Source organism: Ectorhizobium quercum (assembly GCF_026552795.1).
GTDB lineage: Bacteria > Pseudomonadota > Alphaproteobacteria > Rhizobiales > Rhizobiaceae > Ectorhizobium > Ectorhizobium quercum.
Genome location: NZ_JANFPI010000001.1, coordinates 872,519 through 891,464, shown reverse-complemented (window position 1 = coordinate 891,464; position 18,946 = coordinate 872,519). Strand labels below are relative to the sequence as shown.

21 protein-coding genes and 1 tRNA gene are annotated in these 18,946 nt (G+C 59.3%); 8 read left to right on the top strand and 14 right to left on the bottom strand.

What is annotated here, in order from left to right; all coding sequences use genetic code 11:
* Positions 1–2: 2 nt before the first annotated feature.
* Positions 3–1,628 carry a Ppx/GppA phosphatase family protein gene (locus NOF55_RS04005; RefSeq protein WP_306410006.1) on the bottom strand — a complete coding sequence of 542 codons (1,626 nt, stop codon included), beginning with the start codon at positions 1,626–1,628 and terminating at the stop codon, positions 3–5.
* Positions 1,629–1,847: 219 nt separating this feature from the next.
* Here NOF55_RS04005 and NOF55_RS04000 point away from each other — a divergent pair.
* The 6 genes from NOF55_RS04000 to NOF55_RS03975 all read left to right on the top strand — a co-directional run bounded on the left by NOF55_RS04000 (position 1,848) and on the right by NOF55_RS03975 (position 5,863).
* Positions 1,848–1,921 (top strand) — tRNA-Gln (locus NOF55_RS04000).
* Positions 1,922–2,011: 90 nt separating this feature from the next.
* Positions 2,012–3,757 carry a site-specific integrase gene (locus NOF55_RS03995; protein ID WP_306410005.1) on the top strand — a complete coding sequence of 582 codons (1,746 nt, stop codon included), beginning with the start codon at positions 2,012–2,014 and terminating at the stop codon, positions 3,755–3,757.
* A 545-nt stretch (positions 3,758–4,302) separates the two neighbouring features.
* Positions 4,303–4,542: a hypothetical protein gene (locus NOF55_RS03990; RefSeq protein ID WP_306410004.1), complete on the top strand. Its 240-nt coding sequence runs from the start codon at positions 4,303–4,305 to the stop codon at positions 4,540–4,542.
* Positions 4,539–5,255, top strand: coding sequence for a hypothetical protein (locus NOF55_RS03985; RefSeq protein WP_306410003.1), 717 nt, complete (start codon positions 4,539–4,541; stop codon positions 5,253–5,255). Before NOF55_RS03990 ends, NOF55_RS03985 begins: the two co-directional genes overlap by 4 nt.
* Positions 5,256–5,310: 55 nt before the next feature.
* A complete protein-coding gene (locus NOF55_RS03980) occupies positions 5,311–5,601 on the top strand; it encodes a hypothetical protein (protein WP_306410002.1) in 291 nt (96 codons plus the stop codon).
* 1 nt (position 5,602) lies between these two features.
* The gene (locus NOF55_RS03975) at positions 5,603–5,863 is read left to right on the top strand and encodes a hypothetical protein (RefSeq protein WP_306410001.1); all 261 of its coding nucleotides are present in this window, start codon (positions 5,603–5,605) and stop codon (positions 5,861–5,863) included.
* 91 nt (positions 5,864–5,954) lie between these two features.
* On the opposite strand, the gene NOF55_RS03970 is transcribed toward NOF55_RS03975, so the two are convergent.
* From NOF55_RS03970 to NOF55_RS03940, 7 genes are all read right to left on the bottom strand, one after another.
* On the bottom strand, positions 5,955–6,362 hold the full coding sequence (locus NOF55_RS03970; protein WP_306410000.1) for an Ig domain-containing protein: 408 nt from the start codon (positions 6,360–6,362) through the stop codon (positions 5,955–5,957).
* The gene (locus tag NOF55_RS03965) at positions 6,359–6,643 is read right to left on the bottom strand and encodes a hypothetical protein (RefSeq protein ID WP_306409999.1); all 285 of its coding nucleotides are present in this window, start codon (positions 6,641–6,643) and stop codon (positions 6,359–6,361) included. Before NOF55_RS03965 ends, NOF55_RS03970 begins: the two co-directional genes overlap by 4 nt.
* Positions 6,640–7,137 carry a hypothetical protein gene (locus tag NOF55_RS03960; protein WP_306409998.1) on the bottom strand — a complete coding sequence of 166 codons (498 nt, stop codon included), beginning with the start codon at positions 7,135–7,137 and terminating at the stop codon, positions 6,640–6,642. The genes NOF55_RS03965 and NOF55_RS03960 overlap by 4 nt, the downstream gene beginning before the upstream one ends.
* A 378-nt stretch (positions 7,138–7,515) precedes the next feature.
* A complete protein-coding gene (locus tag NOF55_RS03955) occupies positions 7,516–8,745 on the bottom strand; it encodes a type II restriction endonuclease (RefSeq protein WP_306409997.1) in 1,230 nt (409 codons plus the stop codon).
* Positions 8,732–9,199, bottom strand: a complete 468-nt coding sequence (locus tag NOF55_RS03950) for a very short patch repair endonuclease (protein ID WP_306409996.1) — start codon at positions 9,197–9,199, stop codon at positions 8,732–8,734. The genes NOF55_RS03955 and NOF55_RS03950 overlap by 14 nt, the downstream gene beginning before the upstream one ends.
* The gene (gene dcm / locus NOF55_RS03945) at positions 9,199–10,440 is read right to left on the bottom strand and encodes a DNA (cytosine-5-)-methyltransferase (protein WP_306409995.1); all 1,242 of its coding nucleotides are present in this window, start codon (positions 10,438–10,440) and stop codon (positions 9,199–9,201) included. Before dcm ends, NOF55_RS03950 begins: the two co-directional genes overlap by 1 nt.
* 245 nt (positions 10,441–10,685) lie before the next feature.
* Positions 10,686–11,297 carry a recombinase family protein gene (locus NOF55_RS03940; protein WP_306409994.1) on the bottom strand — a complete coding sequence of 204 codons (612 nt, stop codon included), beginning with the start codon at positions 11,295–11,297 and terminating at the stop codon, positions 10,686–10,688.
* Between the two features lie 67 nt (positions 11,298–11,364).
* On the opposite strand from NOF55_RS03940, the gene NOF55_RS03935 reads away from it, so the two are divergent.
* Complete coding sequence (locus NOF55_RS03935) at positions 11,365–12,174, top strand: helix-turn-helix domain-containing protein (RefSeq protein ID WP_306409993.1); 810 nt, start codon at positions 11,365–11,367, stop codon at positions 12,172–12,174.
* 24 nt (positions 12,175–12,198) lie between these two features.
* Here the strand turns inward: NOF55_RS03935 and NOF55_RS03930 are convergent, their stop codons facing one another.
* On the bottom strand, positions 12,199–12,525 hold the full coding sequence (locus NOF55_RS03930; RefSeq protein ID WP_306409992.1) for a hypothetical protein: 327 nt from the start codon (positions 12,523–12,525) through the stop codon (positions 12,199–12,201).
* A gap of 13 nt (positions 12,526–12,538) precedes the next feature.
* Entirely contained in the window at positions 12,539–13,123 is a 585-nt protein-coding gene (locus NOF55_RS03925; RefSeq protein ID WP_306409991.1) for a hypothetical protein, read from the bottom strand.
* Between the two features lie 176 nt (positions 13,124–13,299).
* Between NOF55_RS03925 and NOF55_RS03920 the strand changes: the two genes are divergently transcribed.
* Positions 13,300–14,658: a DNA cytosine methyltransferase gene (locus NOF55_RS03920; RefSeq protein WP_306409990.1), complete on the top strand. Its 1,359-nt coding sequence runs from the start codon at positions 13,300–13,302 to the stop codon at positions 14,656–14,658.
* Positions 14,659–15,178: 520 nt separating this feature from the next.
* On the opposite strand, the gene NOF55_RS03915 is transcribed toward NOF55_RS03920, so the two are convergent.
* From NOF55_RS03915 to NOF55_RS03900, 4 genes are all read right to left on the bottom strand, one after another.
* Positions 15,179–16,468 carry a plasmid recombination protein gene (locus tag NOF55_RS03915; RefSeq protein WP_306409989.1) on the bottom strand — a complete coding sequence of 430 codons (1,290 nt, stop codon included), beginning with the start codon at positions 16,466–16,468 and terminating at the stop codon, positions 15,179–15,181.
* Positions 16,468–16,740 (bottom strand): hypothetical protein, encoded by a 273-nt coding sequence (locus NOF55_RS03910; RefSeq protein WP_306409988.1) that lies wholly within the window; start codon positions 16,738–16,740, stop codon positions 16,468–16,470. Before NOF55_RS03910 ends, NOF55_RS03915 begins: the two co-directional genes overlap by 1 nt.
* Positions 16,740–16,997 (bottom strand): hypothetical protein, encoded by a 258-nt coding sequence (locus NOF55_RS03905; protein ID WP_306409987.1) that lies wholly within the window; start codon positions 16,995–16,997, stop codon positions 16,740–16,742. Before NOF55_RS03905 ends, NOF55_RS03910 begins: the two co-directional genes overlap by 1 nt.
* Positions 16,998–17,464: 467 nt before the next feature.
* Complete coding sequence (locus NOF55_RS03900; protein WP_306409986.1) at positions 17,465–18,805, bottom strand: hypothetical protein; 1,341 nt, start codon at positions 18,803–18,805, stop codon at positions 17,465–17,467.
* Between the last annotated feature and the right edge of the window lie 141 nt (positions 18,806–18,946).

The window sequence follows — 18,946 nt, the reverse complement described above, 5'->3', positions numbered from 1 at the left end:
GTTCACCCGTCTTTCTGGCCGTGCTTGCCGCGTCCGGCGCGGCGCGGCTTGTGGCCCGCGCGCCGCCAGACGCCGTCTTCCGTCATCATGTCGGTCAAAAGCCCTTCCCGCAGGCCGCGATCGGCAACGCGCATGCGCCGGGACGGCCAGCGGCGGCGGATCGCTTCCAGAATGGCGCAGCCAGCCAGAACCAGATCGGCGCGATCCGGCCCGATGCAGGGATTGGCGGCCCGCCCTTCGAAATCCCAGGACAGAAGCTTGGCCTGCATGGCCGATACTTCCGAATCCGACAGCCACAGGCCGTCGACGCGACGGCGGTCGTAGCGCGCCAGGCCGAGATGGACGCCCGCAAGCGTCGTGACCGTGCCCGACGTGCCGATCAGGTGAAAATCCTCCGGAATGCCGCCCTCCTCCGTGCCGGGCACGGGCGGGCAGTCGAAGCGGTCCAGCATGCCCGCCACCTCGCTCACCATCGCATCGAAGACGGTGGGCGTCACGTCGCGTCCGCCGTGGCGCTCGGACAGCGTCACCACGCCCACCGGAAGCGAGGTCCAGTGCGTGATGTTATTGGCGAGGCGACTTCCCGCGCGGTTGCGCCCGAGCCGGATCATGGCGATCTCCGACGAACCGCCGCCGATGTCGAACAGCACGACCGAGCGCGCTTCCGCCTCCACCAGCGAGGAGCAGCCGGATACCGCCAGGCGCGCTTCCGTCTCGCGGTCGATGATTTCCAGATCGAGCCCGGTCTCATGCGTCACGCGCTTCAGGAAATCCTCGCCATTGGCCGCGGCCCGGCAGGCTTCCGTCGCGATCAGGCGCATGCGGCGGATGCGGCGGCTCTGGAGCTTGCCGGCGCAGATGCGCAGCGCCTCCACGGCGCGGTCCATCGCCTCGGGCGCGAGGCGGCCGCTGCCGCCCAGCCCCTCGCCCAGCCGCACGATCCGCGAAAAGGCATCGATGACGCGAAACTGGCCGGGGCGCGTCGGCTGGGCCACCAGCAGGCGGCAATTGTTCGTGCCGAGGTCGAGCGCCGCATAGAGATCGCCGAACCCGCCCGATGCCTGCCGGGCAGCAGCACCCCCGTCACCGGCGGCATGGCCGCGACGGTGGTCCTCATGACGCGCGCCGCCGGCACGCTCCGGTTCCGCACGCGCATCCGCGGTGGGTCCGGCAACGGCCGCGCCCTGCTTCTGACCGGGATTCTGGCCGTTCGCCAGCGGCCGACCCTGCGGTCCGCGCTTTTGATGATGATGACCGGGACGATGCTTCCGGCGCGCCTTGGGGGCCTGCGGCCCGGCACCTGGGGGCACAGGCGGACGCACGGCCGGCGCGCCACCGGCGGACACGGGTGTTTCACCGGCCTGCGTGGCGCCTCCGGCAGCGGCTGCCGCCGATTTCGACCGACGGCGACGCTTGCGTTTGCGCGGAGGCGAAGCGCCCGCTTCCGCCAAGACGGCATCAGCAGGCAGACCGGCCTTCATATCCGGTCTGGCATCGGCTGCCTGGTTCGCGTTGCGGTTTCCCCCGCCACGCTTGCCCTTGCGGCGCCGGGAAGGCTTCGCCTCCCCGCGCTGAGCGGCCAACACCCCGCCATCGGACGGCTTGAAGCCGTTTTCGGGGTCTTTCACTGTTATGTCCTATGTCGCCGCGCAAGGCCGTGAACGGCATGCTGCTGGCACCAAATGCTACGTTGTCAACAACATACCAGCGGCGGGGCCATTCTCCAAACTGTTTTTGGACCCGCCCGCACAGGGACGGGAGCGCGCTTTTTTTTCGAAAAACCTATTTGCATTCCACGGCGATTTGTTTATAAGCCCGGCCACCGGACGGAAACGTGCGGACCCTGCTGGGGAATAGTTCAATGGTAGAACAGCGGACTCTGACTCCGTCGATCTTGGTTCGAATCCAGGTTCCCCAGCCACTTTCCCTGTTATAATTCAATAACTTAGCTTCATGTCGCCAGTGCCGGGAATACCCCCACACTGCACCCCCACAAAGGGCGCTTCTGGCGATGTCGAACTTCCTCCGGCGCGAAGCCGATTCCTTCTTCTTCCGGCGGCGTGTCCCCGCCCCTTTTCAAGCCCGCCTCGGGCAGACCGAGATATACCGGTCCTTAAAGACCACCGTGCGAAGAACAGCCAGAGCGCGAGCCGCGCACCTGTTCATTGCTACGGAGAAGCTATTCCGGATGCTGGAAGAAGAAGACGATGAATTTCCTTTGACGGATGACGACATCCGGGTCGCCGTGCGCAGATGGCTTGATACGAGCGCATGGAAGCAGCGCCTCAAGATCGTGGATGAGATGTCGCCCGGCGGGCTCAGGGCGTACCATGAGTCCTTACCGGATACGCTCCTCAAGATGAGCGCCGACGAAGGTGTCTCCTATGGTGATAATCTCAGTCAGGAAGCAAACGCTGCACTGGATCATTCCGACTATTTCGACGTTCGAAGCGGGGACCGTCTCCGAAGGACAGCGTCAGCGCTTCAGAAACAGCTACGCGAATATGTCGATCGTCGAATGGAGACCGTCTTCGGACAGGAAACCGTTGCCGTGGCCTCGGTGCAGACCGTAGCCGCAGTAGCGCCATCAGAATCGCCCGCGAACATGACGAAGCTTTCGACGTTCATCAAGGCATGGCAGAACGACATCATCGCCGGGTACAATTACAACAAGGGGCTCGGTGACGAGACCACGGATCAGTATCTCAAAACCGTGGAGATGTTCATCGCCTTGATGGGCGACCTTCCCGTTGGAAAGATCACCTTCGACACAGCCGCCGAGTTTCGAGAGCTTGTCCTTCAGATGCCGGCGGCCCACGGGAAGGGTGCAACGGGGTCTCCGAAAAAGGAACTGGCTCGCGCCAAGGCCGACAAGACCTTGCCACGCGTAACCATGAAAACCGCAAAGCGCCATTTTTCCGGTATGAATTCCATCTGGAAATGGCTCATCTACAAGAAGCACGTTTCTGTGACTGCTCAGCCGTTTTCCGGTCATTCGTTTCCGGGAACGAAATCGAAGAAATCCGCTCGCGACGACTGGTCACGCGAAGACCTGCATCGTCTTTTCACATCCCGCGAATACCGTGATGCACCGGATTCCAGCGCATTGCACTGGCTGCCCCTCATCTCTCTGCACTCCGGCATGAGACTGGAAGAGATATGCCGTCTGCGCCCTGGAATCGATATCATCACAAAGGACGGCATCCCATGCTTCAACATCGCCAAGCGCGACGGGTGGGACCCCAAAACCGAGGCAGGAACCCGGCTTATCCCCGTGCATTCTTGGCTGATCCAGCATGGGTTCATGGACTTCTTGACACAGCAGCGTGCAAGAGGCGCGGAACATCTGTTCTCCCCCGAATTGCCACTTCACAAGGGCAAGATCAGTTCGGGATTCAGCCGCGAATTCTCGAAGTTGAAAATTGAACTGGGTGTCGGCTCGAAGACCGCGTTTCACTCCTTCCGGCACAGCTTCCGGACTGTACTAGAATCGACTGATCTCAAGGAGTCTCATATCAATGCCGTGATGGGCCACGAAGGCGGAGGCGGCCAAGGACAAACCTACGCCAAACGAGTCACGACGGCGAAACTCAAAGAGGTAGTGGAAGCCTTTCATCCGCCTCTTGAACTCGATTTCCTAGGCGCGGCAGCGGCAACCACTACTCCGCCCCTTCCGAAGGTTACAGTAAAGAAACGTAAACTGACACCGCCCATCCTGGATTCCAACGGACGGGTTGTTCGAGGACGGAAGGTATAGCCGACGGACGGAATGCTTCGCCGGGCACAGTCGATCCCGCGTCCCGCCGTTGGCGGCACTATGTTGACGCTCCTGCGGCTGTGCTCTCATCCGGTCTCGGCATGCGCGAATGCCCGCCGTCTCCCGTACAGGGTCGCTATGCTGACGTCTCCGATACGCTCATCCATGTAATCCGGCAGGGGTAGCCTCGCTCTCTTCCACGACGATTTTTTCCTTGTCCTTCGGATCGAGCCACGTGTCTCGATCCGATCCGCAAGCGGACCGGGAAAAAAATAGTCGCGGAACCTTCTCGCTCAGTGACGACCAGCGCGGCGGCTCTTTATGCCCTGCGGGCACCGCCATGCCCATTCTGGCCAAGGCGGACGAAGAGCCTATGCCGCCACGCTGGCCGTCAACCCCTGCCTAGCCGTTGCGCCATCCTGAAGCACGTTAACACCTTGGACGCCTTCTCTCCGGGAAGCCGGAAATGATTTCCGATCGCCCTGGGCTCGACTCCCGAAATCTGATATAAAACTCATGTTTTCAATGCTTTAGGAGACTCCCGGATGGAGACGAAAAAGACCATTGTGCGCGGTCTGGCGATTGACGTGATCGTTGTCGAGACGATGCATACGGATGCTATCGGGACGCTCTTCTATATCGCGATGATCTACGTCCGTCACCGCAAGACTGGTGCGCAGCACCTTGTTCAGCGGACCCGCATTCCGAACTCCGGGCAGGCACTTGCCCGCGATGTTCAGAGGCGGGGTCTCAGGGCTCTGGAAACTTTTTTGACAGCGGCGTGAAATATTTTTCCAAGGATTCGCCAAGGACTCGTTTTGCCGATGCAAGGATTCGGTCCCCCTCGAATCCTTTCCAACAAGGATTCAAAGCGGTCGCAGGGCAACCGCACATCCGCCCCAAGGATATGAAATTCCTCGATTTTCTCCTCGAAAGCGGCAACCCTGTCTCTGTCATCAATGCTCAACAGGAGGTCCAGATGAGCTTTATTAAACTTTCGCGGGGTGAGCAATACCCGCTTCCCGTCCGAGCCTATGAAGGAGCGGCAGCCAACTTCCTGACCAACTCCGGAAATGTACTTCAGATCGCCATGCCGAACCTGGTCAGAACCGAGGCCAGGTCGATCCGGAATGATCCCATGAAGGCCGGAATCATCGTGGAAGGCCCTTTGATCCTCTGGGTCTTCCAGTTCGGTACGATCATCTTAGATTGCCCCTTCGATGCGAGGATCATACCCGCATCCGCACGGTGGCTGCCTGATATCGAGAACGACCAGCAGCGATTGAGCATCGAGGTCCATCTCGTGGATACGGCCAGCAATATCCTTCGCGGTATTCGCTTCGTGACACTGTCGCCATCGCTGACACACCGCTTCCTGATGGCCGTTCAGGATCAGCTCTGCGACCAGCGTGACCTCACGCCCTACCTGTCCCGCTCCAATGCCATCCCGGTCACCCGGCTCCCGACCCTGGCGCAAGTCGAGAGATGCGGAACGTAAGCAGGCTGAACGCCGCTCATTACATGACAACCAACGCAACCGAAAGGACACCGACATGAACGCTGTGAAATTCGAAGGATGGGAGATCGATCCGGACATTGCACCGGACGTTGATTCAATCTGGACCAATTATCTCAAAGGCAGGGACAGCAAAGATGGCGACATTGAGATGGTCGTGACTGGCAAGGTCGGCAACAAACCTCCCTTCTCCTGCGAAGTTCTTGCGATGCGCGACGGAAAACAGGTTGTTATCTGGAAGAGCATCGAAGACGATTTTGAAACGGCATGCCGGACGGCAGAGATAGAGGCCCGCCGCGCATCGATCAAGATCGTGAAAGGAAACTGAAATGGACTTTGAAGACATTGTGCGCCGGAAGCTGAAGGAAATTCTCTCCGGCGAGATCACACCGCGCAAGATGCCCGGTAGCACGACAGAGCTTGCCGCGCTGGCTCTTATCCTTGACCATCCTCCCGGCCTGACCTCTTTGAATTCGGACGGCTGCTGGCGCTATCTCCGCGATCAGGACATCGTGCTAGTCAGGCAGCTACGCGCTGAATTTCAGGACGAAATCATAGACTGGGAAGCGACCGCGAAAGTCGATGAGTAAAGACACCACCCGAGCGCCTGGAAGGCATCCTACGGCCTTCCAGAAGCTTTAGAAAATGGACAGCGGGGCCGATTGGCCCCGTTTTCGCGTTTCAGGTCACGACGATGGTGATTCCGGCACTCACCGTCGCCCCGGTCGAATCCGTCGCCGACACCCAGACCCGATGCGATCCTGTTTCCAGCACCCGCCCGCCGATCCTGCCCGTCGTGGCATCGAAGATAGCCCCATCAGGTAGCCTCCCGAACAACAGATAGGTGACGGATGGCGGTTGCCGTCCGGTGACGATCGGATTAACCACCAGACGGAGATCGAGCGCCGCCCCTGCCGTGACGGATGCCTCCCCGGCGATCGACACGGTGAAGCTGGCAGGCGGAGGAACGAACGCCGACCAGTGTGCCGCGTCGGATTTTCCGCCCCACGTCAGGGCGGACGAGATCGTATCTGCATGGACCGGCACGGCAACGCCGAGGCTCAGAAGCATCAGGAAGGCGCGGATCATTCTTCACCCCGTTCCATGCCGTCGAGATCGAAGTCGCCGGGATCGCCCGGATCATCGTCATCATCCCATCCCGACCACTCGAATCCCGCCGGATTGACATCCGCGAGCAGATCGACCGCTTCGAGGATGAGTTCTGCACACTCATCCGGATCGCCGCCCTCCACCTTTTCAGCAAGCTCCCGGTCGATGGCGATCACACGATCCCGAGATGCCGGAGGCAGGCCGAGGCGATCGAGGAAGCCGGAGAGGCTAGGGGCACCGATAAAAACGTTGTCGCTCATGATTGCAGTCCTTTCGTCGTGTCCGGATCGTCGCCCGGAGTTTCCGGCTGTGGCCCCGCAGCCTGCTGCCGTTCGGCTTCCCACATTTGCGCCGCCGCCAGCATGGATGCCGTGATTTCATCCTCAGTGAAACCAGGCTGGGCTGCCATCCGGATTTGCCACAGGTCGCCAGTGTCGATCATGTCGCGCAGCCACTCGATAGCGGCTGGCGGAACCCGCGCTTCGAGAAGTTCGCGTGCGCGGTCTGCCTTTCGGCTACGCGCCAAGTCCTTCACAAGCCGCCGGAAAGACGGCGCTGGCGCTGGCTGCATGACGCTGGTGGCGTAAAAATGCGGCTCGATACCGCGCTCCATTGCGTAGGCCGTAGGCCCGCGATCATCATCGATGGCCGGGACCGACGACCGGGATGGACCGAAGGAGAACGCGAAGGCAGGCATCGGGATCGGCGGCACCATCGCCAGCGCTCCCGATAGGATGCCGAGAAGCTGGAGCATGAGCTTTCCGGCAGGATCGCCGCCACGGCGTTGCCTCTGGCGTTCCGTCAGTTTCCGGCGCATCTCATCCAAACATGTCCGGCGACGGCGCTTCTTCCTAGCCATCGACATCCCCCGGACGGACCTCCTCCCGCCATCTTTTCGAGAGAGCCAGAAGGCCCCGCGTGCGATGCCACTCCCGCGCAGCCTGGGCGATCTGGTCGGCGGGCCAGTCTCCCTCGCAGGCAGCTATCAACACGCCTTCCGCGAGCCAGGCTGCACTCTGATAGACGTATTCGATCCGTTGATTGACTGCCGACATGCCCGATCCTCCGTTGCCATATGCACCTCAAAAGGATGCGGGCGAAGGCGGACCGGCGCAAATCATGGCGCGGCCTGTCAGGCGGTGCGAACGTCTCCGATGAACTCTTCGAGCGTAATCAGATGGGGGCGCACAGCTTCCGGATAGGCATCATGGATCCCCGAAGGCACGACAAGACGAACACCTGCTTCGGTCATCTCGCGGAATTGCGGTTCAGAAACACCCTCCTGAAGGGTCAGCAGATGTTTCGTCTGGATTCGATCCGCTTCGTTTATGATCTGACGCCACCTGTCCTTGCAGGTCGTTTTTGCGGCAAGCATGCGTAGCCGATGCGCGGGAAATGATGAATCCTCATAAGCGGCAACATTCGGGAACAGGAAATCGGGACGCTTGTTCACCTCGATCAGCGGATTGTGAACGAAGGCTGTTCCTGGTGTCAGGCCTTCCTCTTCCAGGATTGATGCTGTGTGGTATTCCAAAGACTTGCCAGCGCGGGATTTTCGGCTTTGCAGGATTGTGTTCGCCAGCCCGAGGAAGCCATCGATAGAATGGAAACCTTCCTTGATCTTCGGTAGCCAGCTCGCTTCTTCGATGGATTTGAAGATCTCGAATTCGCATGTCCGCCGACGTAGCAGCCGAACATCGGCATTCATCCCGGTTGCTGACCGTAGCTCGATCGTTTTGGCAATGATCTCACGTCCGGTCGGGAATGTGATCAACCAGTCAGCCGGAATCTCATCTGGCTGTAGCCAGCAGGAAGCCCTTGCCGGAGGAGGCCGAGTGAACAGGTCGGCTTGAGGCTCCGACACACCCGGACGCCAGATCACAGGAATCTTTGGCTCGACAGGGCCAAGCCGCTCTTCCACCAGGTCCGCTTCAGTGCCTTCGCCGCCGCAGACCCACACATGGCACTCCGCTACCGTCGTCTCTGTTTCTGGACGAAATGCGAATACGGCAAGCGCACCGGTGCTGTCAGGATCCAGCAGCGCAGATTGTGCCCCGCCGAACCCCGTCAGACGCGTCTCGTTACGAGTCTTTCCATGCAGCTTCCCGTTGTACCAGATCGCCCGGATTGTCTTAACGTCAGGATGTGAATCAACGTAAAGCTCGAAGAAGGCATCGGGATTCAATACCTGCGGTTTGTTGATGCTTGGCACCATCTCGAAGAGGAAATCCTTCGGGATGTAAGGCCCCGCCTGATGGCTTTTGTTTGCTAGAGTGTCATTGCCAGAAAGGCGCTTGGCATACCAGACATATCCCGGCCGACCAAATTCGTTCATCCAATCTGTCAGATCAGCCAGCGCCATCCTTCACCCCTTCGATTTCCCCCGTAGGCTCGGCTGATTCGAGCCATCCGATGATGGTGTCCAAGAGGACGGGAAATGGCAATCGGGTTCTACCCTTGAGGGCACATTCCCACACAGCAAGATATCGCCAGCCCAACGCTTGTAGCTCGCTCCGGACGCGGGCATCGCGTTGCCGATTGCCTTCGATCTTCGTCTGCCAGAAATCCTGACGAGAGGATGGCATCTTGAAAAGGTGACAGTCGTGCCCGTGCCAGAAACAGCCCTCGACGAAGATCACGGCTTTGCGCTTGGGAAATACCAGATCAGGCTTGCCAGGAAGCCGCTTGTCATGGATGCGATAGCGCCATCCTAACCTGAAAAGGGCCTTACGGATGGCGATTTCGGGTCGGGTGTCCTTGCCCCGAATACCCGCCATCATGGCGCTACGCTTCTCAGGGCTGACAATATCGACCATCAGGCCCGCTTTCTGACGACTTCCTCGAATTCCTGGTAGTCAAGAATATACGGCTTCATGAGCTCCGCTACAGCTTTCACGGCCGGAACGGCAACCGAGTTGCCGAATTGGCGGTAAGCCTGCGTGTCGGAGACTGGAATCCTGAAGTTGCTCTCGCCGGGCCCGTCAAAGCCCATGAGACGAGCACATTCGCGCGGCGTTAGCCGACGAGGATTGCGTCCGTCACCTCTGGAAATCAGGATCTCGGAACCGTCCTTGTGATATCGTGCCGACAGAGTCCGTGCGATACCTTCTGGCGTGAATAGCCCGAAACCGAAACCATTACCCGCAGCCCTGTGCTTGTCTGCATAAGCTTGAAGGTAGGCCCAGAGCTTGTCGGTGAGCGTGTACTTATCCGAAACGCGCCCGATGTTACCATCAGTGAAAGGCTTCTCGGGAGCCTCTTCACCGTTCTCCGGATGAAGGATCGTTTTAAGCTTCGGCCCTTTCAGGACATCCGGGATCTGAAGATCTTCAAACGAGAATCCCTGATTTTCCCGAAAACCGACGATGAAGATGCGCTCTCGGTGCTGCGGTAGCCAGGATTTGGCATCAAGGATCTTGCATTCAATCGTGTAGCCAAGCTGATTTTCGAGAACATCTTTGATGATGGCGAACGTACGCCCCTTGTCATGGTTCACGAGATTCTTGACGTTTTCGAGTAGAAACGCCTTTGGTCTTTTCACCTCGATTATCCGCTGGATGTCGAAGAATAGCGTCCCCTGCGTCTCACAGGCGAACCCGTGAGCTCGTCCTAGAGCATTCTTTTTCGAGACCCCGGCAAGTGAGAACGGCTGACATGGGAAACCTGCAAGAAGAACGTCGTGATCAGGCACGTCTTCCGCCTTGAGATCCCGGATGTCGTTCCAGATTTCGTGCTCGTCGTCAGGATAGTTTGCACGATAAGTTTCCTTGGAATGCTTGTCCCATTCGCAGGTGAAAATGCACTTGCCACCAATGGCATCAAATCCACGACGCAAGCCGCCAATACCAGCGAACAAGTCGATAAAGGTGAAGGAATGCTCTGGAGAAGCAGCGCATCGCTCTTGACGCATGGCTTCAAGCTTGTCCGTCACAATCTTTCGCGGAACGTTTTCTCCCGATTCCCACCGATAAACCTGACGCTCGTTGTAGCCTAGAAGCTTGGCTGCTTCAGGGACGCTCAATCCGGCTTTTTGCCGGAGAACGGAAAAATCGGACATGAATCACCTCGCATCGCTCTGGGAATCTTTCTGACATCCCGGCAGAAAACTATCCATAGAACATAAAGAGAACATTAACAAGATTGTTCTCGGATCCCGTTTTGGCTTTTCTATCGAGCATCGCAACCTCAGAGTGATCACCAGTCAGTTCGTAGGATGGCAATACGAAGTTGCTCTATGAAAACGAGACCGATCCGAACTGAATGAAAAGCTTCAAGCACCCGACAGGGAAGAAGTGATCTTGCTCAGCCGATGCCGCCCGGCAGGTCGCCGCAAACCTTTGTGATACAGCGTTTCAGCGTGCGCGGATGGACGTGGAGACGCGAAGCGACATCTTCCCACTGCTCGCCACCGTCGATCTTCCGATACGCCTCGACACACTGTTCATCCGTCAGTGACCGTTTCCGGCCATGTCGCTGCCCACGCGCACGCGCAGCAGCAATGCCTGCCACCGTTCTCTCACGGATGATGGACCGCTCGAATTCCGCCATCGCCGCGAGGACATGAAAAACCATCCGGCCCCCGGCGGATTCCGTTTCGATGTTCTCGGTCAAAGAGTGGAATCCGATCTGTCGCTTCTGGAGCCTACCGATAATCTGAACCAGATGGCCGACCGAGCGACCGAGGCGGTCCAGCCGCCAGACCACCAGAACGTCGCCCCGCCGTAGCATTCTCAGAACGGAAGACAGGCCATCCCTTTTGCTCGCCGCTCCGGAAACACCGTGGTCCTCGAATATGCGCGTGCATCCCGCCGCCTCAAGCGCGTTCCTTTGCAGGTCAAGATGCTGGTCTGCCGTTGAAACCCGCGCATATCCAATCCTTGCCATTCCCGTCGAATCCTCCACGCCGATACGCATTTCCGGATGCCTTGACAGAAAGGAAGGTTTTCGCGGGGCGAATATCTGGAAATGCGACAAATTCATTATGGAAACGATGACAAGGACTTACGCATGGAACAAATGGGCTTTGTTCGTCGTGACAAAAACCTTGGTTTCCATCCTCGCGAACCGTCGTCTGTTCTTTGCGCGTCATCGGATTTTGCCCATGAGGCCGCCGGCGACGTTCCGGCAAATATCGCGGTGGATGATGGATTCGTGGATTTCCAGCCCCGGCGGCCTTGAGAGTGCTACCGCTCTCTATGTGCCATTCCTCGACGTGCTGCGCCCGAACATGGCGCTTGTCGTCATCGACATGCAGCCGACCGCCTGCGAGGATTTCGGGATCGTGTTCATCCGTCGCTATCGGCTGCCGACCACGCTTGAGGCGATGCAGACGCTTCAACAGACCGTGCGGTTTTCCGACTTCCCGGATCAAGCCTATCTCCGTAGCACCGTGATCCCGGCCTATACTGAAGCAGCCGAACGCCAGCGCCCCGCGACAAGACGCGTGGCGGCGGAAGCACTCGGCATGACCATGATCTACGACAGGGCCATATTCCCGCAGAAGAATGCCCGTGGCCGAAGCGCATGGTGCATCGGCCTTCTCGCAATTCATGCCCTGCTGCCAGCAGCCCCGCACGGCATCGGCTTCGACAACATCGATCCCGGTATTCTCCAGCTATTGACGGAAGGGGCCAGCACAAGGGAAATCGCGGCGATCTTGCGCCTGTCGCCGCGGACGGTCGAACACCGGATCGACCGATTGAAGGCCCGCTTCAAGGCCAGAAACATCCCCCATCTCGTTGCGCTGGCGATTTCGGCAGGCATCGCGGGGATCGGCAGGCAGGACGGATGATGCCCGCCCTGCATTCCACCCCGTTCAATCCGTTTCGGGCATCCTGTCGCGATAATCCTCGCACCATGAAAGATTCCGATATCCGGTCCACCTGTCGAGGATCGAGGCATCGAAGTAATCGGGGCAGACAATCTGGAAACTTCTTTCCCGTGCATCTTGCTCTATGCGGGCGACACGATCCTCTTCCCGTTGCAGGCGGGAGCTATGGTTCGACCACGAACCCCATATCATCGGCCCTGCCGTTGTCACCAGCTTGTAGGATGCCATAATCAGCGTTGCGCCGAGCGGCAGGATGAACGCGCCCATCAGCGCGATGATGAGCCAGCGCCGAAGCCTGCTTTCTTCCGACATGATTTTCATCGCATCACACCGTCTTCAATTGGCGACCGTCGAATTTCGCGCCGATTCTCGATTGTTCCAGTTCCTTGTGGAGAGCGATCGAATCCTTCCTGATGCGGCCAGGTCCGCTCAGATGGTTCATCACGAGAAAGGCTATGGGCGGGATGAGAGCGAGCCAGAAGACGTTCCCGATACCGATGGTGAACCGGGCGGGAATCAGGAACATGAGCAGACCGAAAATATAGGCCCCCGGAACCGCCTTCACCATCATCGCGGTATGCGCGATTCTGTTCGCCGTCTGGTAGAGACTGAAGCAATTGAGTCCACGGTCATCGCTTTCGCTGGCGACCAAATGGAAAACCGACCTGTTCCACGAGCGGATTCGCCGGAAGTAGAGCGTGCAGGAATTCCCGATCACTATTTCCGGATCGATTTTTTCATTGGTCGTGACGCGCTCGAATTTGAGCAATTCGCCCTTCTCGTCCTCGATGATCAGATAGGCATAGTGCCACAGGTCATCGAGCACATTGCGGTCGAGGAACGTTCTGCCGTTAAATTCCTTCACGGTTCCAGTGACCTTGATAATATTCGGATTGTCTTGAATGGACATATTATACCCCCTGTTGTGCGGGGATGCTGGCATCTTCCGATTAAGAGAAATGCCAATCCGGCAGGGGGAAATCCCCCTCATTGCATCCAGAGGCAGTCGCCAGCATTTGCATTTTCGTAAGCTCTGGCCGTCATTTTCCGTCATGTAATTTTACAAGATGGTTTTTCGGGGATTTCGTGCGGGTAGTTGAGTTATTTTCGGGTGCCGGAGGAATATCGCTCGGGCTCCGGCGGGCGGGGTTCGATATTCTAAAGGCATATGATGCGTGGCCGGTCGCGGTCGAGAATTACAATCGGAATGTCGGCAACCATGCCGTGGTCGCTGACCTGAAGGACCTGCTTTCGACCATTCCGGAAATCCTTGGACTGGCCCCCGACATGATTGCGGGCGGTCCTCCCTGTCAGGACTATTCCAGTGCCGGGAACCGCACGGAAGCCGACAATGCCCGTCTGACACTGGCCTTCGCCCTGATCGTAGCGACGGTCAGGCCGAGATGGTTCATGATGGAGAATGTCATCGGCTGCGCGAAGTCATCAACATGGGCCGAGGCGCGGGCGATCCTGAAACGGGCGGGCTACGGCATCACCGAAAGCAGGATCAACGCCAGCCGATACGGGGTTCCGCAATCGCGGCGGCGTCTGTTCGTCATTGGAAGGATCGGAGAACGTGACGACTTCCTCGCGTCGTCGATAGCGGCGACGGCATCCGCGCAGCCGATGACGTTGCGCGACCTGTTTGGCGCGATCACGCCGGCGGCAATCTATTTCCCTGCGACCTCCGAAGCCCGACGTTCGATATGGGGGCCAGATGAACCAGCACCGACGATCCGCGAACGGTCCATCAGGCCCATTCCTACCTCTTACCAGCCGCATCCAGACGACGCGGCCCTGATCCGGAATGGATACGTGTATTCCCGCCCTGTTCGCGCTGGCCGGGGCGTTCGCTCGATCGATGAACCGTTCCCTACCGTGACACGCACGGCATGGGAACGACCGACCCCGCGCTATCTCTCAGCACCTCATCCCGGCGACCCTGTTGCAGCGGTCGATACCGCCGTCCTGACAGTTCACCAGATTTCCCGAATCCAGGGGTTCCCGGTCTCATGGGAATGGCGGGCCAGCGCCAAACAGGACATCTTGCAGATGATCGCAAATGCCGTTCCTGCCCCGGTTGCCACCGCGCTTGGTCGCGTCATCCTCGATCGCGAGGCAGGCAGGACAGCGCCTGATATTTCAGGCGGGTTCCTTCAATGGTTACACAAGCGCGGGAAATCGAAGGCATCGGCCCGCAACGTCAAGGCATCCGCTGGCCGTGCGCGCCGGCTACTTGGCGGAAGAACATTCAACAATCTGGCACTGGAAATCTCCGCCCTCGAAAGTCTTCCGGAGTTTCAGGCGATGAGGAAAGCCACGCAATCCGATCTTCGCCAGGCATTGCGGTTGCTGGCCGAATATCAGGCCAAAGGCAAACAGCGCCGCCAGAAGCCTCGACAGGCTACCGCGCAGCCGATTGAAGGATTCGCGGAGGCGGCATGATCCATCAACAGAAAAGGGAGGCCGAAGCCTCCCGATCCAAAATCTCTGCTGATGCAGAGGGACGCTCGTAGAGATGCAGGCATCTCCATCTAGAACGGTACATCTCTGCCGAAGCAGAGAACACCCTCCCGTGAAGGGAGGAAAGTCCTGTCACACGCCTCCCTTAAAAGGAGGTAAAGGGACTCAGCCGACAGGCCACCGAACCCCAGACCGCTTATGCAGCGGCGGACGTGAAGACCAGAGCCGGAGCTCTGGTCTTAATTTTGTTAACGGCCCCCGTAGAGACCGCAACGTAATCCCTCAAGGGGAACGATAACGCGGAACACCAAGTCGGAACCCGGCAATTTCCTAATCCCTCGTGCGGAGCGACACCGTGTCAGCGTTTCTTTCATCGCGCTGACAAGAAAAATGATGACGCCAATCGCTGACCTTAGCAAGGGGGCAGACGCAACTTTTTACAAAAAAGTTGACACTTAACATTCTGTAATTGTTGACAATTCCAGAGTCTCGAAACGGCACATCACGGCCGACGCAGACCGGGCATCGAAATGGACGGAGCCCGTTCCGGTTCCGGCTCTGGTGGACGGAGCGCGGCAAGCTCACGCCTGGCGACGGCCAGTTCGCGCCCGACCTCTGCAAAGTTCTCCCGTAAGTTCTTTGCCCGTATCTCGGCTTCACGCCGCCCCGCGTCTGCGGCACTCGCCCGGTCGGCGGCATGGTCGGCGGCTCGCCGAAGAGCCTCCATCTCGGATTCGACGGCCTGCCGGATGCGGGCCGCGACCGCTGAATTTCTGAAGCCGTCGAACACGCTGCGTAGCGCACCCGGCAGGCGCTGGAGCCTTGCCGTCGCCGCCCGGACGCGGGCGGCTTCCTGACGGACGCGGGCCATCATCGACCGGGCCTTGCGCTGTTCGGAGACGGCCTTGTCTTGAGCCGCCTTGGCGGCTTCTGTCGCGGCCTTGGCGGCGGCAAGCTGGCGGTCGGCTTCCGCCTTCGCCTGTGCCGCTTCCTCCCGGATCGCGGCTGCATCTTCCTTCGTGGCAGTGATGAAGGATTCGCCCTTCTCCTTCACGGCCTTCGCTCTTTCGATCGTCGTCTTCAGAGATTTGGCCTGCGTCTGCTCCGCTTGCCATTCGGCCCGCGTCAGCCGACGGCGCTGCGGGCCGAGGCGGGTCAGGCCGCACGCGATGGCGACGGTCTCGTGATACGAATCCTGCCATTCCCGCATCGCCTGCCTATATGCCTGATCTCCGCGCTTGTTCAGCGCCTTGATATCCTCGCCTTCGGCAGGACCGGCCGCCATGACAGCGGCCTTCGCACACTGGCCGGGATGCAGGGCAGAGGCCCGCATGGCGGGATCGTCCGGCAGGATGTAGGCATGAACGTGGAAATACCCTTCATCTTCGTGGCGGATCACGGAGACAAGCTTGTCGCCGTACTGTGAACGAAGCCACGTCACTGTTCGCTTTTCCCAATCCTCCGCCTCGCGTTGTTTTTCCAGATCGGCGCGAACTTCCTCCATCGAATACGGATGCGAGGCAACCACCGTCATCAACGTGTGCTGCGTCTTCTGGATTTTTCGTGGCTTTCCACCCTTCGGGGTCGTCGTCGCGGCATCGGCTGTGGCATCGTGCAACCGCTCGACCTCATCCACGCCGATGCCGAAGACGACGGCGGGGGGCAATGGATTCGCAACGTGGACGGATGCCGCTGGATCGCGTCGGGCTTCCGCGAAGACAAAGGCCGTGGAACGTCCCTTGCCGTCACCCTTGCGCGAGAATGCTTCGAGATGGACGAACTGGAAGGACATCAGTGCTTCCGGGAGGTCGCCCCGCCTTCCGCGTGAACATCTCGAATGAGCCGTTCGAGAAGATCGACGTTGCCGCCGACCAGGCCGAGAGTCTTCGCTTCGAGCATCAAGGATTCCTCGTATGCGGCCTTGTGTTCGGCATAGAGCGGTCCGAACTTCGGATCATCTTTGATCTGGGTCATCAGAGCGATACCAAGACCTTCGGCGCGGGCCTTGGCATAGACCATGCGACGAACCCGATCGCGCAACGTGTCAGTGATGTTCAGGACCATTACAGATCCTCCCCCCACTCGAAACTGATGCCATGCGTGAAGGCCGCGACGAGTTGCACGCGGTCAAGGAACTCGCGGGCGTTCATATGAGCGAAGCCACCGTTCAGTTCGGTCTTTTCTTGCGAGAAGCTGGCATATCGCTCGGCGCTCTCCCAGATGGCGGCGTACCAGCTAGTCGGCAACCGGATGATCTTGAGCAGTGCCGGGGCAGCCGGGCCCTGGTTGGTGACGACGATAGGCAGTTCATATTCCTGCATGATGTGATCCTCGCCGGGGAAATCCCGGTGGAAGAATCGTGACCGCCGGCGGAGCCTGAAACAATAGTCTTTAGTGACCGACTAATGGCTCTTCCGTTGGGCGAGTCGTCGGCCCTTCGGGGAGGCTTCCGCCGGACCATTTCATGGAGAGCCTTCCGGCGGACCTAGCAGGGGCCTTGTCGCCGTCCAGAGGGACGACGAGGCAACCGGGTGGTTGCCGTGGTGACGACAGGCTCTGCCGTCACGCCGCACACCGATCCCGAAATGCCGAATGCAGGACCTGTGCCCTGCGTCTGTCATTCGCTTTCTCGTGCGGCAGTAGGCAATCAGGTAGATTTCCTACTATAATAGGAAAACGGGACGATTTCAGAAGTAAACATCTGAAATATCGTTGTTTTCATCGAATTTTTAATCTCCAAAATCCGAACATGCCGACTTGGCGACCTGCGCGGTGGAAGCCCATGCCGTCACCCTTTCGGAGGCAGGAACGCCGCCAGTTCCTTCGGCTTGGGAGCCGTCCACGTTCCGGCCCGCTCCTCCTCCCGTAGCGTCCTGCATCGTGCCAGTGTCGCCTGGATCGGATTCGGATCGTCCGCGTAGCTTGCGCCAACTTCCTCAAGCACGACGTTCCGGAAATACATCAGCTTCGCATAGCTCTTCGGCACGTTGGCCGCCACGTACTTCATAAATCCCAGTTCGTGGTCGACATCGTTGAAGTAGTCGAACGGTTCCCATCCTCGTTCCGCACAAAGCCGGGCCGTCTCGATAACGCTTGCCAGCCTGTACCCGGCCTTCCTGACTTCACCGTCCGTCACGCCCGCGCACAAGCCACGCAGATCGAGCACGAAATCGCCCTGTATCGCCCCACGGACCGCCGTATCGATGACGGCGACAAGCGGGCGAGGATCGAGCAGAGGGCGCAGGAGACGCAGCCACGGCTTCAAATGGCCCGCATCCGGAAACGTTCGCCAGATGGCTCCCGTAGACATCACCGCCAGCACGTCGGCAACCCACGGATCGTCCCAGAACCATTGTTTCCGGCCATCGGTCTCCGGGCCTCGCAAGAGCCGGAAACCGTTGACGCGCTCCTCTTCCTCCATCCATGCCGCAGCATCCTTCATCCCGTGGAAGCGTCGGCCCCGGCGAACGGCAACCACGTCGCCGTTGACGAGGGCATTGAAGCCGATCCCGGCCGCCGTGATCGTCGCCATCAGTTCCGGCAGTTTCTTCCGGCGCTCGGACTTCGTGGAGCGTGGCATGGCTTCGGGCAGGACATCCAGATCGTCCCAGAGTTTGGCGATGCAATGATCCACCTGGACGAGCCATGCGCCATCGATCGGGAAGGTGCTGTCGAGGATACGCGCAAGGCGCTTCGCCGGAGCCGCCAGCGCCGCGATCTTCTTCTCACGGACGGGTGCGATGCCTTGCAAGCGCAGATGCCGCGCCATAGTGGACTTCGAGCGCCCCGCCATCCGGGCGGCGTTCCTGATGCTCGGCTTGAGTCCAGCTTGCGCCGCCTCTTCCAGAAAGAAAGAAGCTACCATCGCGGATGCGGCACGTTCCTCCCGTCGCCGTTCTGCCTTCCGCTTCGGTCTGCGATAGTTCTGGTTCACCCAGAAGGAGACATCGTCAACCAGCGCTTCGGCCTCGCTGGCATGCAGGTCGCTACCTGCCCCTTCATCTCGAAGCCAGGCATCGAGCGCGTCCCGGCAATGCTGGCGGAGCGCCTGCGCTTCATTCCCATGCTTCTGCACATGCCCGTACGCGCTCTTTCGCAGAAACTCGAATGCTTCGGGATTCGCGCTCACGCAACCGCCATCGGCGGCTTTACAACTTCAGAAATGTCGTTCAGCATTCTGGAACACCTTGTGAAAACCGCCGGAGGGTTGCGAGCCCTGTGATGGCGGTTTTTCCATGCTCGGTCGTAGGCGCGATCTGGTCAACCGCCT

What these genes read in the sequence shown, in the direction of transcription:
- dcm (WP_306409995.1), bottom strand. Translation starts at nt 10,440, where the DNA reads ATGTCCGATTTTTCCGTTCTCCGGCAAAAAGCCGGATTGAGCGTCCCT.
- NOF55_RS03940 (WP_306409994.1), bottom strand. Translation starts at nt 11,297, where the DNA reads ATGCGTATCGGCGTGGAGGATTCGACGGGAATGGCAAGGATTGGATAT.
- NOF55_RS03960 (WP_306409998.1), bottom strand. Translation starts at nt 7,137, where the DNA reads ATGCTCCAGCTTCTCGGCATCCTATCGGGAGCGCTGGCGATGGTGCCG.
- NOF55_RS03925 (WP_306409991.1), bottom strand. Translation starts at nt 13,123, where the DNA reads ATGTCCATTCAAGACAATCCGAATATTATCAAGGTCACTGGAACCGTG.
- NOF55_RS03955 (WP_306409997.1), bottom strand. Translation starts at nt 8,745, where the DNA reads ATGGCGCTGGCTGATCTGACAGATTGGATGAACGAATTTGGTCGGCCG.
- NOF55_RS03975 (WP_306410001.1), top strand. Translation starts at nt 5,603, where the DNA reads ATGGACTTTGAAGACATTGTGCGCCGGAAGCTGAAGGAAATTCTCTCC.
- NOF55_RS03980 (WP_306410002.1), top strand. Translation starts at nt 5,311, where the DNA reads ATGAACGCTGTGAAATTCGAAGGATGGGAGATCGATCCGGACATTGCA.
- NOF55_RS03970 (WP_306410000.1), bottom strand. Translation starts at nt 6,362, where the DNA reads ATGATCCGCGCCTTCCTGATGCTTCTGAGCCTCGGCGTTGCCGTGCCG.
- NOF55_RS03965 (WP_306409999.1), bottom strand. Translation starts at nt 6,643, where the DNA reads ATGAGCGACAACGTTTTTATCGGTGCCCCTAGCCTCTCCGGCTTCCTC.
- NOF55_RS03905 (WP_306409987.1), bottom strand. Translation starts at nt 16,997, where the DNA reads ATGCAGGAATATGAACTGCCTATCGTCGTCACCAACCAGGGCCCGGCT.
- NOF55_RS03930 (WP_306409992.1), bottom strand. Translation starts at nt 12,525, where the DNA reads ATGTCGGAAGAAAGCAGGCTTCGGCGCTGGCTCATCATCGCGCTGATG.
- NOF55_RS03990 (WP_306410004.1), top strand. Translation starts at nt 4,303, where the DNA reads ATGGAGACGAAAAAGACCATTGTGCGCGGTCTGGCGATTGACGTGATC.
- NOF55_RS03915 (WP_306409989.1), bottom strand. Translation starts at nt 16,468, where the DNA reads ATGTCCTTCCAGTTCGTCCATCTCGAAGCATTCTCGCGCAAGGGTGAC.
- NOF55_RS03950 (WP_306409996.1), bottom strand. Translation starts at nt 9,199, where the DNA reads ATGGTCGATATTGTCAGCCCTGAGAAGCGTAGCGCCATGATGGCGGGT.
- NOF55_RS03910 (WP_306409988.1), bottom strand. Translation starts at nt 16,740, where the DNA reads ATGGTCCTGAACATCACTGACACGTTGCGCGATCGGGTTCGTCGCATG.
- NOF55_RS03935 (WP_306409993.1), top strand. Translation starts at nt 11,365, where the DNA reads ATGGAAACGATGACAAGGACTTACGCATGGAACAAATGGGCTTTGTTC.
- NOF55_RS03995 (WP_306410005.1), top strand. Translation starts at nt 2,012, where the DNA reads ATGTCGAACTTCCTCCGGCGCGAAGCCGATTCCTTCTTCTTCCGGCGG.